Origin of the sequence: Chondromyces crocatus, assembly GCF_001189295.1 — a bacterium.
In the GTDB taxonomy this organism is placed as follows: domain Bacteria; phylum Myxococcota_A; class Polyangia; order Polyangiales; family Polyangiaceae; genus Chondromyces; species Chondromyces crocatus.
Map to the genome: position 1 here is coordinate 6804133 of NZ_CP012159.1, position 15098 is coordinate 6819230.

The 15098-nt window shown below is 69.1% G+C and carries 12 protein-coding genes; 8 read left to right on the forward strand and 4 right to left on the reverse strand.

Annotation, left to right across the window (positions count from 1 at the left end; translation table 11 throughout):
* Positions 1-14 precede the first annotated feature (14 nt).
* Entirely contained in the window at positions 15-2945 is a 2931-nt protein-coding gene (uvrA, locus tag CMC5_RS24780; protein ID WP_050432746.1) for an excinuclease ABC subunit UvrA, read from the forward strand.
* Between the two features lie 154 nt (positions 2946-3099).
* Here uvrA and CMC5_RS24785 read toward each other — a convergent pair whose 3' ends face one another.
* Positions 3100-3462: a TraR/DksA family transcriptional regulator gene (locus tag CMC5_RS24785; protein WP_050436104.1), complete on the reverse strand. Its 363-nt coding sequence runs from the start codon at positions 3460-3462 to the stop codon at positions 3100-3102.
* Between the two features lie 366 nt (positions 3463-3828).
* Here CMC5_RS24785 and CMC5_RS24790 point away from each other — a divergent pair, with 366 nt between their 5' ends.
* Both CMC5_RS24790 and CMC5_RS24795 read left to right on the forward strand, forming a co-directional pair.
* Positions 3829-4689: an NUDIX hydrolase gene (locus CMC5_RS24790; protein WP_050432747.1), complete on the forward strand. Its 861-nt coding sequence runs from the start codon at positions 3829-3831 to the stop codon at positions 4687-4689.
* Between the two features lie 20 nt (positions 4690-4709).
* Positions 4710-5303, forward strand: a complete 594-nt coding sequence (locus CMC5_RS24795) for a response regulator (protein WP_050432748.1) — start codon at positions 4710-4712, stop codon at positions 5301-5303.
* A gap of 7 nt (positions 5304-5310) precedes the next feature.
* Here CMC5_RS24795 and CMC5_RS24800 read toward each other — a convergent pair whose 3' ends face one another.
* The gene (locus CMC5_RS24800) at positions 5311-7209 is read right to left on the reverse strand and encodes an N-acetylmuramoyl-L-alanine amidase (RefSeq protein ID WP_245677733.1); all 1899 of its coding nucleotides are present in this window, start codon (positions 7207-7209) and stop codon (positions 5311-5313) included.
* Between the two features lie 24 nt (positions 7210-7233).
* Here CMC5_RS24800 and CMC5_RS24805 point away from each other — a divergent pair, with 24 nt between their 5' ends.
* The 3 genes from CMC5_RS24805 to CMC5_RS24815 all read left to right on the forward strand — a co-directional run bounded on the left by CMC5_RS24805 (position 7234) and on the right by CMC5_RS24815 (position 10187).
* Positions 7234-7683, forward strand: coding sequence for a CesT family type III secretion system chaperone (locus tag CMC5_RS24805; RefSeq protein WP_156338851.1), 450 nt, complete (start codon positions 7234-7236; stop codon positions 7681-7683).
* A gap of 59 nt (positions 7684-7742) precedes the next feature.
* A complete protein-coding gene (locus tag CMC5_RS24810; RefSeq protein WP_050432749.1) occupies positions 7743-8816 on the forward strand; it encodes a hypothetical protein in 1074 nt (357 codons plus the stop codon).
* An 87-nt stretch (positions 8817-8903) separates the two neighbouring features.
* Positions 8904-10187 carry a tetratricopeptide repeat protein gene (locus CMC5_RS24815; protein ID WP_050432750.1) on the forward strand — a complete coding sequence of 428 codons (1284 nt, stop codon included), beginning with the start codon at positions 8904-8906 and terminating at the stop codon, positions 10185-10187.
* A 21-nt stretch (positions 10188-10208) separates the two neighbouring features.
* Here the strand turns inward: CMC5_RS24815 and CMC5_RS24820 are convergent, their stop codons facing one another.
* Positions 10209-11483 (reverse strand): FHA and sigma-54 interaction domain-containing protein, encoded by a 1275-nt coding sequence (locus tag CMC5_RS24820; RefSeq protein WP_245677734.1) that lies wholly within the window; start codon positions 11481-11483, stop codon positions 10209-10211.
* Between the two features lie 240 nt (positions 11484-11723).
* Here CMC5_RS24820 and CMC5_RS24825 point away from each other — a divergent pair, with 240 nt between their 5' ends.
* Together CMC5_RS24825 and CMC5_RS24830 are read left to right on the forward strand one after the other, a co-directional pair.
* The gene (locus CMC5_RS24825; RefSeq protein WP_050432752.1) at positions 11724-12560 is read left to right on the forward strand and encodes a hypothetical protein; all 837 of its coding nucleotides are present in this window, start codon (positions 11724-11726) and stop codon (positions 12558-12560) included.
* Positions 12561-12606: 46 nt separating this feature from the next.
* Positions 12607-13815, forward strand: coding sequence for a Stp1/IreP family PP2C-type Ser/Thr phosphatase (locus CMC5_RS24830; protein ID WP_245677735.1), 1209 nt, complete (start codon positions 12607-12609; stop codon positions 13813-13815).
* A gap of 74 nt (positions 13816-13889) precedes the next feature.
* Here the strand turns inward: CMC5_RS24830 and CMC5_RS24835 are convergent, their stop codons facing one another.
* Positions 13890-15074 (reverse strand): tetratricopeptide repeat protein, encoded by a 1185-nt coding sequence (locus CMC5_RS24835; protein WP_050432754.1) that lies wholly within the window; start codon positions 15072-15074, stop codon positions 13890-13892.
* Positions 15075-15098 lie beyond the last annotated feature (24 nt).

Here is a 15098-nt window from a genome sequence, read left to right on the forward strand (position 1 = left end):
CTCTCCACCCACCCATGGATCGCTTGATCGTCCGAGGTGCCCGGCAGCACAACCTGAAGAACGTCAGCGTGTCGATCCCGCGCGACAAGCTGGTGGTGATCACCGGGCCGAGCGGGTCCGGCAAGTCGTCGCTGGCGTTCGACACCATCTACGCAGAAGGACAGCGTCGCTACGTCGAGTCGCTCTCGGCGTACGCGCGGCAGTTCCTGGAGCAGCTCTCCAAGCCGGACGTGGAGTCGATCGAGGGACTGTCTCCGGCGATCGCCATCGAGCAGCGAGCGCTCGCCAAGAGCCCTCGCTCGACCGTCGGCACGGTGACGGAGATATCGGACTACCTGCGGCTGCTCTTCGCCCGGGTCGGGACCCCGCACTGCCCCGCGTGCGGGAAGCGCATCGAGGCGCAGACCGTGCAACAGATCGTGGACCGGATCCTCGATCTGGGGGAGCGCGCACGCGCCACCATCCTCGCGCCCATCGCGCGGGCACGGAAGGGTGAGCTGAAGCTGGACATCGAGCGCCTGCGGCGAGAGGGCTTCGTCCGCGCGCGCATCGACGGCGAGGTCGTCGATCTGGGGGATGAGCTCGTCCTCGATCGCAGCCGGCCCCACGATCTCGACGTGGTGATCGATCGCGTCGTGATCAAGGAGGGGATCAAGGGTCGCCTCACGGACTCGGTGGAGCTTGCGCTGAAGCTCGGCGAAGGTCGGTTGCTCGTCGACATCTCCAGCGAGGGGACGAAGGTCGAGCCACTCTGGATGAGCGAGCGCTTCGCCTGCATCGACTGCGGGATCTCGCTGCCGCCGATCGAGCCGCGGATGTTCTCGTTCAACGGCCCGCACGGCGCCTGCCCGGCGTGTGACGGGATCGGCGCACGGACGCGCATCGATCCGGAACGGGTGGTGCCCGATCCTCGCCGGACGCTGCGCGAGGGCGCCGTCGTGGCCTGGGGTCGACGCGGGTCGCTCCGGCTGGCCACGGAGACGGATCGGGCGGTGACGACCCTGGGCGCGAACCCGGACGTGGCCTGGTCCAAGCTGCCGGCCGCCACCCGGGAGGCGATCCTGCACGGCTCCGAGGCGCAAGCCGGACGCGGGAAGAAGCGCGGAGCGTACGAGGGCATCATTCCGCGGCTGGAGAAGCAGCTCGCGAGCGGCGAGGCGCAGGTCCAGAGCGCCGACGACGAGGACGACGGCTTCGAGGACGAGACGAACGCGCTCGGTGACGAACTCGGGCGGTTCGTGGTCACCCGGGTGTGCGACGTGTGCGATGGCCGGCGGCTCCGGCCCGAGGCGCTGGCCGTGCAGCTCGGCGGCATGAACATCGCGCAGGTGGGCACCCTGGCGCTGCGCACGCTGCGGGGCTTCCTCGAGGGGCTGATGCCGGAGGGCAGCGGCGACGGGGAGACGCAGCTCATGCCGCGCGAGCGGGCGATCGCCGAGCCCCTCCTCCGCGCGGTGATCGCGCGCCTCGGCTTCCTCATCGACGTGGGGCTCGACTACCTCACGCTCGATCGCTCTGCGCAGACGCTCTCCGGAGGCGAGGGGCAGCGCATCCGCCTCGCCACCCAGATCGGCGCGGCGCTCGTGGGGGTCCTCTACGTGCTGGATGAACCCTCGGTGGGCCTCCACGCGCGCGACAACACGCGGCTGCTCGAGGCGCTACGGCGCCTGTGCGATCTCGGGAACACGATCATCGTCGTCGAGCACGATCGTGACGCGATCATCGCCGCGGATCACGTGATCGACATGGGCCCGGGCGCCGGCGTACACGGCGGTAGCGTGGTCGCCCAGGGGACGCCCGACGAGCTGTCCGAGGATCCAGCCTCGATCACCGGCCCGTACCTGTCCGGCAAGAAGCAGCTCCCGATCCCCACGAAACGACAGCGCCCCGACGGTCGCTTCATCCGGGTCGTGGGCGCGCGGGCGCACAACCTCCGCGAGGTCACGGCCGAGATCCCGCTCGGCCTGTTCTGCAGCGTGACCGGCGTGTCCGGCTCGGGGAAATCGAGCCTCATCGTCGACACGCTGCTGCCCGCGGCCAAGAACGAACTCTACCGGAGCTCTGCGCCCGTGGGCGCCTGTGACGGCATCGAGGGCCTGTCGCACATCGACAAGGTGATCTCCATCGATCAGGCGCCGATCGGGCGCACGCCGCGCTCCAACCCGGCGACGTACACCGGCGTGTTCAGCTTGCTGCGCGAGCTCTACGCCGGGCTCCCCGAGTCACGCACCCGCGGCTACAAGGCTGGCCGCTTCTCGTTCAACGTGAAGGGGGGTCGGTGCGAGGCCTGCCAGGGTGACGGCGTGCTCCGCATCGAGATGCACTTCCTCCCCGACATCTTCGTGACGTGCGAGACCTGCGGAGGCCGCCGCTACAACCGCGAGACGCTCGAGGTGCTCTACCGAGGGATGTCGATCGCCGATGCGCTGGCGCTCACCGTCGAGCAAGCGATCGAGCAGTTCGAAACCATTCCGCGCATCCGCGAGCGCCTGACCGCGCTGGCCCGCGTGGGCCTGGGGTACATCACCCTGGGACAGCCGGCGACCACGCTCTCCGGCGGTGAGGCGCAGCGGGTCAAGCTGGCGCGCGAGCTTGCCCGCAAGGCCACGGGGCGCACGCTCTACGTGCTCGACGAGCCCACCACCGGTCTGCATTTCTCGGACATCGAGGTCCTCACCGCCAGCTTGATGAGCCTGCGCGACGCGGGGAACACGGTCCTGGTGATCGAGCACAACCTCGATGTGATCGCGTGCAGCGACTGGGTGATCGACCTGGGGCCGGAAGGCGGCGAGCGCGGCGGGCGCATCATCGCCACGGGGACCCCGGAAGAAGTGGCGCAGACCGAGGCGTCCCACACCGGCCAGTACCTGCGCGAGGTGCTCGGTCGTCGCAAGAAGTCAGCCTCTTCGAGCGCCAAGGGACGCACGGCGAGCCGCGCGAAGTGAGCGCGAAGCGGCGTCGGGCCGTGCTACGCCGGCACACGCCCGACGCTTCGAGAGCGCTGTTCTGGAGTGACCGATGTCGCCGCCGGTCGATGGACCGGCGGGAGTCAGGGGGGTGGGAGCGCCTTCTCAGGCGCCGGATTCGAGGCCGTCTCGCTCAGCCGTAGTCCTTCTCGACACGCTCCTGGTCTTCCTTGCAGCGAATGCAGAGGGTGGTCTCCGGACGCGCTTCGAGGCGCTTGACCGTGATCTCCTCCTCGCATTCCTCGCAGTTTCCGAAGGTGCCGTCCTCGATCTTCGCGAGCGCCTTGTCGATCTTGTCGAGGAACGACTTCTCACGGCCGCGGAGGCGGAACGTGAACGATTGAAGGTACTCGCTCGACGCCAGGTCCATCTCGTCGGGGAGATCGTTCGCGTCGAGCGCCATGTCCTCGTTCAGCGTTTGCTGCGCCTTCTTGAGGATCTCGTCGCGCTTTGCCTCGAGCAGACTCTTGAACTTCTTGAGCTGGACCTTGTTCATGTGTCCTCTCGCGTCGTTGACGCCCTCCGGCATTGGGGCTTCCCCAGGGCCTTGGAGTCCCTGGGTTTTGCTCCGCGAGCGCATTCGATGTGCGCTGCGGCGCTTGGTTACGTCAGGAGAGTAGAAGACCCCCGCGCTTTCAGGGCGCGGAATTTCGTGGCGTGCGCACGGCACCGCCAGCGCGAGGCTGCTGCGTGTTCCCGCGACCAGAGGCCTGATGGATGTCCGGGTCGGGGCGTTGCGCATACACGCGCAAGGCCTCTCCTGAGTCACTTCGATCAGCCGGTGTTTCGAGTTTGCTTGCCCAGCCGTAGAGCCAGGACAACTTGACGGAAGACAGCTCACATGGAAGATATTTCTCCTAGATTGCTAGATTTCGATCAGACGCGAATTCCTGCGGTACCGCGAGACGCCGCCACGGTCATCGCGCTTCGAGAGGGGGGCGACGGGCTGGAGGTGTTCTGTGTCCTCCGGCATGCGCGCTCGGCCTTCCTGGGCGGAGCCGTGGTCTTCCCGGGCGGCAAGGTGGATCCAGAGGATGGGACCGAGGCGTGGGCGACCCGGGCCACCGCCACTTCCACGAGGGCCCAGGTGTTTGCGAGCGCGAGCGCTCCGGCGCGGGCGCTTTCGGTGGCCGCATGCCGCGAGGCGCTCGAGGAGGGAGCCATCCTGCCTGTGGTCGGAGGGACGCTGCCCGACAGCGAGGTGTCCTCGATCCTCCGACAGATCGCGGGTGGCGCAAAGCTCGAGGAGGAGCTCGCACGTCGGGAGCTGCGGCTCGATCTGGGGCAGCTCACGCCCTGGGCGCGCTGGATCACGCCCGAGGCCGAAGCGCGGCGCTTCGATGCCCGTTTTTTCCTGCTCCCGCTCCCCGAGGGGCAAGTGGGACGCCATGATGATCACGAGACGACGATGAGCTTCTGGGCAACTCCGGTCGAAGTCCTCGACCGCGCCACGCGCGGGACGATCTTCCTGGCGCCGCCCACGTCCCACACGCTGGAGTTGCTGGCCACTGTTTCCCGGATGAGCGAGGCCGTCGCGCTCGCCGGTCAGCAGAGCCTTTCGCCCATCTGTCCCCGCTTCGTGGCGGGAGATCCTCCGTACCTGGCACTGCCTGGCGATCCATCGCACGAGATCCGCGAGCGGTACGCCGCAGGGCCCATCCGATACGTCCTCCGCGAGGGGCGTTTCGTGAGTGAAGACCCACCCCCGCCCGGCAACCGCTGATCCGAGGAGTCGAGAAAGCCATGGACCCGAACCCCAAAGAACCGACGACCCAGCAGATCCCCGAGCTGTTCACGGCGAGCGACGTCGCGCGTTTCTGTCAGGTCGACCTGAAAACGATCCACAACTGGGCCGACAAAGGAGAGATCCGGCACTTCCGGACGCCAGGGCGTCACCTCCGGTTCAGGAGGCTCGACGTGCTCGATTTTCTCCGGAAGTACGGCTACCCGATCCCCGAGGTCCTGCGGCAGGGCAAGCCGAAGGTCGTGGTCGTCGACGAGGACCCGGCCGTGCTCGCCTCCCTGCGGAAAGTGCTGTCGAAACGGTTCGATCTGACCACCTTCCAGGACCCGTTCGACGCGCTGGTGGCCGTGGGTTCACTGCAGCCGGACGCGATGATCCTGGACGTGAAGATGCCAGGGCTCGACGGGCTGCGCTGCCTGGAGCGGATGCGCTCGCTGGAGGCTACCTCGCACATCCGCTGCATCGTCTACTCCGAGGCCGAGGACATGAAGAAGAGCGCCACGGAGGCGGGCGCGTACGACTTCATCAAGAAGGGGGAGATGGCCGAGCTGCGTGACTCGCTGGAGCGGCTGATGGGGCTGGAGCGGTCCTGAGCTCGGGTCACTTTCCCTCACGGAAGGCGCGGACCGCATTCACGACGGCGTCGGCCATCTTCTGCCGGAAGTCCGCCGTGGCGAGCCGCGCTTCGTCCTCGGGGTTGGAGATGAACGCGGTCTCGAAGAGGACGGCCGGCATGTCGGCGCCCACGAGAACGTAGAAGCTGGCCGTCTTGGTGCCCTGGTCCTTCGTCTCCGGATAGCGAGGGCCGAGGGAGGCGAGCGCAGCACGCTGGAGGAGGACCGCCAGGTGGCGGGATCGATCCGCGAGGTCGCCGACGTTGAGGCCAGAGACGATGGCGCTCAGCTCGGCTTCATGGGTGGCGACGAGCGCACCACGCCCCGCCGCATTTTCGCGGGCGGCGAGACGGACCGAGAGTCGATCGGGGTTGCGGGCGGGATCGAGTGAGAACGTCTGGACGCCGCGGGCCACGCCGTCCTCGCTGGCGTTGCAGTGCACGGAGACGAACAGGTCGGCGTGGAAGGCGTTCGCGCGCGCGGCCCGCATGTCGAGCGGGACGTAGGTGTCGGTGTCGCGGGTGAGCAGCGTCTCGACCTTGAGTTCGCGCGCGAGGATCGGGGCGGCACGGTGGGCGATGTCCAGCGTGACGTCCTTCTCCTTGAGCCCGGTCGGGCCGACGGCGCCCGAGTCCGCGCCACCGTGACCCGGGTCGAGGACGACGCGGCGAACTTCACGCTGGCTCGGGCCTTCGGCCGTGCCCTCTGCCCGCGCGGGAGGACGGGTGCTCACGTCGACCACGATGCGGAAGGGGTCGGGCAGGTAGTAGATGCGCCGGTGGAGCGACGCGGCCAGGTCGAGGACGACGCGCGATCCATCGGGCTGGGCGCCGACCCGGATCCGCCGGAGGGCGCCGCCGACCTCCATCTCCTTGGCGATGCCACGCGCGGTCGCACCCGCGATGTCGAGAAACACGCGGGCGTCCTTGCCGGCCGCTTCGTCGGCGGGGAGCGCGCCGACCTTGAACCTGGCGGGCGCGGTGAGCTGGATGATGACCCGCGCGGCCTTCTCGGAGCCGAACCGCTCGATGGCAGCGATCTTGAGCGTCGCCGCCGGCTTGCTCACGACGCGGGGGGCGAGCACGAGATCGGCGGCAGGATCTGCGGTCGTGAGCACCACGGGGCCGCCGGGGGCCGGCTCGGTGAGCGAAGAGGGGGCGGCGCTGCTGGCGACGATCGGCTGCGCCGACGCGGAGGTGGGCGTGGACGCGAGCACGGACTGCTCCACCCGATGCCCAGCTTCCTCGAGCGCGCGCATCTGGTCGCCCGACGGACGGTAAGCGACGGACTGCGCGAGCGCGACGTCGATGGATCCGAGGCAGGCCGAGCGCGCAGGCGGAGCCCCCTCGGCCGGGGCCGCTGCGGTGTCGGCGCGGCGGCTGGCGAGCGCCGCGTGTCGCCGTGAGACGAGGTAGAGTTCACGGTAGGTGACCGAGGCGTCCTGGCTCACCTCCCCCGTGAGCAGAGCGCGACGGCGCTCGGCATCACAAGCAGCCTCGGCCGCCCCCACGGCCTGGAAGGCAGTGGCAGCCGCGCCGTAGAGTTCCAGCGCTTCGCTGCTGTCGGCCTTCGCGTGGTCCAGCCGGAAGAGCCGGGTCCTGAGCTCCGCCGCCAGCAGGGCCAGCTCCGCGCCACGCGCGGTGGTACCAGCGCGCGAGGACGCGATGGCCACGCTGTCGGCGAGCGCCACCGTCTCTGCGCGTGGCGGCAGCACCGCCTCCGGCGCGAGCAGCGCGCGAGCCTCTTCTTCGGCCGTCGGGGCGACAGTTCCTGCCGGCCCCTCGGCGCTGCCGCACGCCATCGCCGCAAAAACGATGATCACCGCGGCGCATGGAGCGATACGATGGCGCCGCGTCGAGACGCCGAGATCCGCCGGAGGCTTCACGTGTCCGATCCCACGTCATCTGCCATGTCTGAGCCCATTTACGCCGACCGCCTGTCCGGGGAGAAGTTTGCCGACGCTTCGACCATGGTCAACGCGTATCTCTTTCGATATGCGCAGCAGCGACGCCAGGAGCCCCAGCAGCTCGACGAAGGCGGCTACGCGCAGCTCCTCCACGGCGAGGCGGTCGTGGGCATCAACGTGCTGGAAGACCGGGGCGTGCTCATGATTTTCGCCCCGGTGATCCCCGTCCCGCTCACCGGGGTCGAGGCGCTGTACCGGAGGCTGCTGGAGGCGAGCTTCGTCCAGACCTCCGACGCGGCCTTCGCCATCGACCGGGCGCGGGACGAGGTGGTGGTGCGCAGCCTCCGGCGGCTGTCGGCCCTCGACTACGAAGAGTTCGAGGACCTGGTCGCCACCGTGAGTCAGGTCGCCGACAGCTGGCACGGCGAGCTGCAGCGCGACTTCGGGCGCTGAGGTCCTGACGCCGCAGCATTGCGGCGTTTGCCTGGCGGGTGATAAGGTGCGCACCGGCGATGGGTGGACAGACAGGAGCGGTCGCTGCGCATGACGGGGCGCTCTCCGCCGAAGACGCCGAGCGGTTCGCTGCGCTCATCATTCCTTCCTGGGAACGAGACGAAGGTCTCGGGGCTGCACAGAGCGACCCGGAGCGAGGTCCGGCGGTCGCCACGGCGGTCGCGCCTGACGGGGACGAGGCATCCGCGAAAGCGGCGCGGCTCGCAGAAGCAGGGCCGGAGCCAGCCGTTCAGGTCTCCCCCGTGGTGCCGATCGAAGCGACGGCCTTGGACACCCCAGCGGCTGAAGACGACGCGGTAAGCCCTGCAACGGACACCCAGACGACGATCGCGAACGAGGTGGTTGCGACCGTCGCCAGGGTCAGCGGAGGTCGGGAAGCGACGACGAGCGGTCCGACCACGTCCAGCGGCACCTCGCGCGTGTCGGGCGACGATCCCATCGAGCTTCCGATGAATGGCACGGGGGCGGGGGCCGTGCTCAAGCTCCTCGCTGCCGCAGCCGCGATGGCTGGTGTCCTCCTCGGGGGGCGCGCGCTCCTCCGCAGCAACGACGACGGGACAGAGGCGCAGTCCCCTCCCCTCGCCGAGCCTCACCGCGGCGCCGAGGCCACCACGCCGACGTCGCTCGCCGCCACGGCGTCGCCTCCCAGTGTCACGGCGCCGCCTTCCAAGGAGGAAGGCGCGCCGATCGCTCCGCACGAGGGAACCGCGCCCATGGCCTCCAGTGGAGCCATCCACGCGCAAGAGTCCGCTCCAGCTGGCGGCTCGCCCACGGCAGCGGCTGCGGCCCCATCGGCCTCCATCACCAGCGCCGCCCCCGGCGCGGGAACGACCGCCATGCCCAAGGCGACGGCCGAACCCTCGGTGGCGCAGCGACCTGCGCCCACGGCCACCACGACGGCTGCTGCGAAACCAGCGACCGCGAGCAAGCCGGCCCCGGCCAGCAAGCCGCCCGCAGCCGTCGCCCCCAAACCCTCCCCCCCGAAGCAGAGCGCGACCCCCAAGCAGGGATCGACTCCGAGCAGCGGGGGCTCCAAGGGCACCGGCGGAATCATCCGCGACGCCCCGTTCTGAGCCATGCGCCCTCACCGCGAGGGCGCGACAGGTCTGCGTTTCGATGGACGCACCGAGCGACCATCGCTCCTATGATGACGAGGATCCATGAAGCTACGCGTCGGCGCCTCCGCCCTTCTCCTTTCGTTCGTTCTCCCCGCTGCACTCACCGAGCTGGGGCAAGGTTCCCTGCCGTTCGCCGAGCGTGAGAGCCTCGCCCAGCAGGCCGACGCGGTGACCGAGGTCGCCCGCCAGCGCTACGAGGACGGCGTGAAGGCCTACGATGCGGGGCGTTTCGAGGACGCGCGGGCAGCCTTTCTGCAAGCGTATTCGCTGAAGCGTCACCCTGCCGTTCTGCTCAACCTCGGCCAGAGCGAGCTCCGCGCTGGCTATGCTGACGACGCAGGAAACCACCTCCAGCAGTTCCTCCGTGAGCACAAGGCGGTGACCCCCGAGCAGAAGGCGGCAGCGGAGAAGGGCATCAACGACGCAAAGCGGAAGGCGGGCTTCATCATCGTGATCATCGACGCCACCGGGGCGGACGTGAGCATCGATGGAACCGTGGTCGGCAAGTCTCCGCTGCTCGATCCCGTCTTCGTCAAGCCGGGCAAGCACACGGTCGCCGCGAGCTACGGGGGCAAGTCGACCTCGACGCAGGTCGACGCTCGCCCTGCCGCCGCGGCCGCGGCCAACCTGGTGCTGGGCGTGGCCGGCGCACCGACCCCTGCCCCGGTACCCGTCAGCCGCCCCGCCACCACACCAGCGCCGCCTCCTCCCTCATCTTCCCCCACACAAGAAGCAGCGCCGCCTGCCTCCACGCAACCGAACGCGAACGACGCCAGCACGGCGAGTGCGTCCGGCTCCTTCGTCCTCGCGCCGACGAGTCCAAAGGGCGACACCGGCCCGGGCAAGCGCGAGCCCATCCTGGACTGGTACAAGCGCAAGCCCATCGCCTGGGTCGGGACGGGTGTCGCTGGGGTCGGCCTGATCACGGGCACGGTGTTCTCGGTCCTGGCATCCGACTCGAGCAGCGCCGCGGATGCCATCGCTCAGCAGATGAGCGAGCACGCCGTCAAAAACCCGGGCTCCACGATGGGCCGGACCCGCGGCTACTGCGGCTCCAGCGGCAACCCCTCGGGCGCCCTCCCCGAGTTCCGGACCGCGTGCGCCGCGCTGCAGGACCGGATCGACACCTACGACACCCGCTACGCGCTCGCGGTGACCGGCTGGGTCGTGTTCGGGCTCGGCGTCGTCGGCACAGCGGCGTACGCCATGATCGACTGGTATCCGAAGAAGGCGCCTTCCACAGCGCTCATCGCCCCGCGGGTCACCTCCATCGCCCCGCTCATCTCCCCGGATCAGGCTGGCCTCGGCGTCGGCGGCACGTTCTGATGCACCGCCCGCGCGCTCTCTTCAGAGAGCGCCGGCGCTCCGCAGGAGATCCCGCATCGTGGAGCGCGGCAGCTCCGCCCTCCGAGCAGCCGCGCTGACGTTCCCACCGACCTCTGCGAACAGACGCAAGGCGTCCAGCGGCGTCACCTTTCGCCTCTGCGGAGGGGCTCGCTCTGCGAACACGGCGAGGATGTGCTCTGGCATCACCCGCCCTCCGTTCGCGAGAAGCGTGGCCTGGACGAGCACGTTCCGCAGCTCGCGCACATTGCCGGGCCAGCGGTGGGCGCGCAGCGCCGCCAGCGCTCCCGACGACAGCTCACAGGAGCCCAGCTCGGAGGTCGCGAGCAGCGCTCGTGCGAGCAGCGGGATGTCTTCGAGGCGGTCTCGGAGAGGAGGGACGATGAGCTTGCATACGGCGAGCCGCTCGTAAAGGTCGGCGCGGAACAGCTTCTCCGTGACCAGGGTCTCCAGCGGCTCGCAGGTCGCGACCACCAGGCGGACATCCACTTTGACGACCGCATCGGTGCCGAGCGGACGCACCGTCCCTTCTTCCACGACGCGCAGCATCTTGGCCTGTAGCTCCGGTGAGAGCGTGGCGATCTCGTCCAGGAACAGCGTGCCCTTGTCGGCCGCTTGAAAAGCACCGCTGCGATCGCGGAGCGCGCCCGTGAAGGCCCCCCGGCGATGTCCGAACAGCTCGGACTCGGCCAGCTCCCGCGCGATGGCAGCGCAGTTCAGGGTGATGAACGGTGCACGTGCGCGCGGGCTCTCCTCGTGGACGGCCCGCGCGATCAGATCCTTGCCCGTGCCCGATTCCCCACGAAGCAGGACGGGCAACCGCAGCGGAGCCATCTTGCGCACGGACGCCGCGAGCTGGCGCATGACGCGCGAGCGCCCCACCAGCTGCTCGAGGGGAGGCCCTTCACTGATCGTCCCGCCCGCGCGAGGAACATCGACCCGGACGAGGGTGTGGCCGATCTCGACGCACGAGCCCGGCTGGAGACGCGCCAGCTTCACCAGCACACCACCGACGCGGACCCCATTCCTGGACCCTAGATCCGAGATCTCGATGGCATCGCCGCGATGGGCGACCAGGCAGTGGCGCGCGCTGACGGTGGGATCACGGACCTGGACACCGGCAGCAGGCCCGCTCCCGAGCACCAGAGTGCTGCCCGGAGCCAGGGATGCTCGCAGCGACGTCACCTTCTCGGACGCTCCATCCTCGACCTGCAGCCACACGGTGGTGAGGGCCTCGCCGTCATCGCCGGTTCCCCAGGTGGCGTCGCGGGAACGCACGATCCGAGGCAGCGGATGCTCGGACCCGGGGCCTTCGTTCAGAGGTTGGACCAGAGGTTGGACAGGGGGTGCAGGATCGCTCATGGGACACTCATCCGGGTTATCGGGCGTGGTCGTCCCTCGGTTGCGCGCCCGAAGTCAGGACCTGCGTGGCGGAACGCGCCGGTCCTGTTTGCGTTGGCGGCGAGCCTGTTCTAGAGGCCTGCTGTGCGATCGCGCTCCACCACTTGGTCTCTGCCCGTGCTCGGGCTCGCCGCGGCGGCGTGGCCGTGCATGCCAGGGACGGCGCTCGCCCAGGTGCCCGAGGAGCCGGAGGATGCGCTCGAAGCGCAGGCCGAGGCCGCGGACGCCGACGAGCAGGAAGGGCCCGAGGTCGGCATCAAGCGACCTCCTGCCCCGGACCAGCGCGCAGGGCACTGGCTCCTCCAGCCCCACATCGGCCTCGCGGTCCCGTTCGGCAACCTGGCGGTCGACCTCCCGGCGAGCACGGTCGTCGGGCCAGGGGTGGTTTTCGGGGCGAGCACGGGAATCGGCCTCGGGCGCTCCGGTGTTCTGCAGATCACCGGAAACTACGCGCTCTTCTCTGGCTCCGCCCGCTGCAACGAGTGCTCCGGGCAGAGCATCGACCTGGGGCTGGGGCTCGTCTACCACCTGGCCCAGGGCCTCGCGTTCGACCCGTGGCTCAGTTACTCCGCGGGCTACCGGCGATCCTCGTTCGAAGGTCAGGCGCAAACCAGCCGGCTCGCCTTCAATGGTGGCGTACTTCACGGTATCGATGCCGCGCGCATCGCCCTCGGGGGTGACTTCTACCCCCTCCCCTGGCTGGGGCTCGGCCTGTACCTGGGTGTCGACGTCGGGACCTACCTCGTCCGGCCCGCGGGCCTCGGGCGCTCCACCTATGGCCTGTTCAACGCTGGATTCCGCATCGCGCTCGATCCGGTGCGGCAGCGACTGACACCCCCGAACCGGACCGAGACCAAGCCGGCGACGGCCTCCAGCGGGCGTGAGGCCCCCCCCTCGGACGTGGCCGGCGCCTCCTACCTGGCAGCACCAGCGCGATCGTTCACAGGAATCTAGGCGGTCCACCCGTCCAGATCAGTATAATCCGCGACGAATGGGCGAGATGAGGACGAGCGGCTGCACCCGACCCGCTGCTGCCGCCGTGACCGACGTCGGTCGCCAGCGCAAACACAACGAGGATCACGTCCTCGTCCGGCCGGAGCTAGGCCTGTTCGTGGTCGCTGACGGCATGGGTGGGCACAACGCAGGCAACGTGGCGAGCGCGCTCGCGGCCACGTCGCTCGACAACTTCTTCGAAGCGACGCAGACCGGAGACCTACCAGGCCCCGCACCCGATGAAGTCGGGCTCGATCCCGAAGCACGTCGCATCGTCGCTGGCATCAGGAAAGCGAACCACGACGTACACGTCATATCGAACACCTTCAGCCAGCACCAAGGCATGGGCTCGACGGTGGTCGCCGCGTACGTCGCGCAGGATCACATCCACATCGGCCACGTCGGTGACAGCCGCTGCTATCGCATCCGCGACGGCAGCATCGAGCAGCTCACCAAAGATCACTCGCTCATCAACGACGCCCTCGCGCTCAAGCCGGACCTGACCCCCGAAGAGCTGGCGCGCCTCCCGAAGAACATCATCACGCGCGCGCTCGGGATGAAGGACGCGGTGAAGGTCGACATCCGCACCGAGCCGGTCCAGCCGGGGGACTTCTTCCTCCTCTGCTCCGATGGCCTGAGCGGGATGATCAACGACGAGCAGATCCTCGACGTTTTCGAGTTCACCCGCGAGCCACAGGAAGCGTGCGAGCTGCTCATCGCGATGGCCAACGAGGCCGGCGGCACGGACAACATCTCCGCCCTGATCATCCGCATCGACGATCAGAACGAAGAGCCGGCTCCAGAGCACAAAGCGCCGACGTACCAGCTCGACGAACTGGGCATGCTGGTGCCCGCCAGCGCCGGAGCTGCCGACCGAGAAGCTCCCGCCGAGATCGACGAAGAAGAGGATGGCTCGCTCGAAGCCGAAGACATCCCCTCTGCCCCCCCGACACCTGGCCAGGAGCGAGAGGACACGCACCGCGCTCCCTGGGGCTCCCCTCCGTCCAGTCTGGCTCAGTACGCCGACCGACCTCCCGCATCAGCCGGTCGGTACGTGGCGGTCTCCAACCGCGCGGACGCCACGCCGTCGTCGCGCGACTCCTCACGGCGCCGCAAGCCCGTCGAGGTGCGCGTCGCTCGCTGCGTCAACTGCGGCTACGAGCTGTTCATCGGGAACAACTTCTGCGTCGAGTGCGGAGCGCCCATCAAGCTCTGAGAGGAGCGCTGGACCGCATCCGCACGCACCTCATCGCCTCGCGCGGGACAGGGGTGCGTACACCGGCAGTTCGTTCACTTCCTCTCGCTCTCCCGTGGCTCGGGGTTGCCGTCTCCTCGCCGAGCGAGGTGAGGAAACTCCGAGACGAGCTGCTGCACGATGGGAGAACGAGGGGCGAGCCGCTGCACGGCGGCGAACGTCTCTGCTCCCCGTGAGGACTGACCGGCGCGGTAATGCGCGCGCGTGAGCCACGCCAGAATCGCCACGCTTTCGGGTCGGTCCGAGCGTGCTCGCTCGAGCTCACGCACCGCTCCGCGATAATCCTCCATCTGGTACAGCGTGAGCCCGTGGACTACCCGGAAGAAGGGATCATCTTGCTCCAGCGCCTCACCGCGTCGGACCAGCTCCTGCGCGCGCGCCAGCTGGCCGCCCCCGCGCGCTGCCACGATCGCGTTCGTGTAGAGCGGCTTGAACGTCGGGAAGTCACGCAGCGCCCCCTCCAGAAGCGATAGCGACTCGTCGAACCTGCGCTGCCGGTTGAGCAGGACGCCCAAGTTGTTGTGCAGCTCGGCGACCGTGGGTGCTCGGCCCAGCCAGAAGCGGAACAACCGCTCGGCGTCGTCCGACGCGCCCGCGAGCATGCGATCCACCGCCGTGTTGCTGTAGTAGAGCGCGACGGCTTCCACGTCGCGGATGGTCTTGTACGCAGCGAGCCGCCAGTCGCTCATGTCACGCCATGCGCTCAGCTCGCGCGAGAAATCGATGACGCGCGCATCAGGGCCGCTGCCGAAGCCGACCGCCACGTGGGACGACACGAAGAACCGGCCGCTCCGCTCGTAGTAGTCCTGCACCTCGCGCACGTGCACGAAATAGGCGTTCAGACCGACGTGGCGAGCGAGGGCGACGAACAGGTTGGTGAAGGCCATGCAATCACCACGGCCGGCGCGCCAGGCCTCGGTCGCCGTGAGCGTGCGGTTGGAGGCGTACTCGAAGCGGACTCTGGACTCGAGGTAGTCCTCGAGGAGACGGATCCGCTCTCGGGCGCTCCCGCTCGCGCGCACGTGCTTCGCCACGGAGGCCTTGATGTCGTCCGAGAGCGCGAGCGGGTCGTCCGCTGGCAATCCCTCTGCACGCGCCTCGGCGAGCAACCGAGGCACCTCGTGGACGCGCGGAGACAGCTGCTGCGCACAGGCGCACTGGAGCGCCGCGAGCGCTGCGGCGAAGACGAGTGCGCAACCTCTACGACCTGGGTTGGGCATGAACGGCTCCAGAGCGGGGATGTC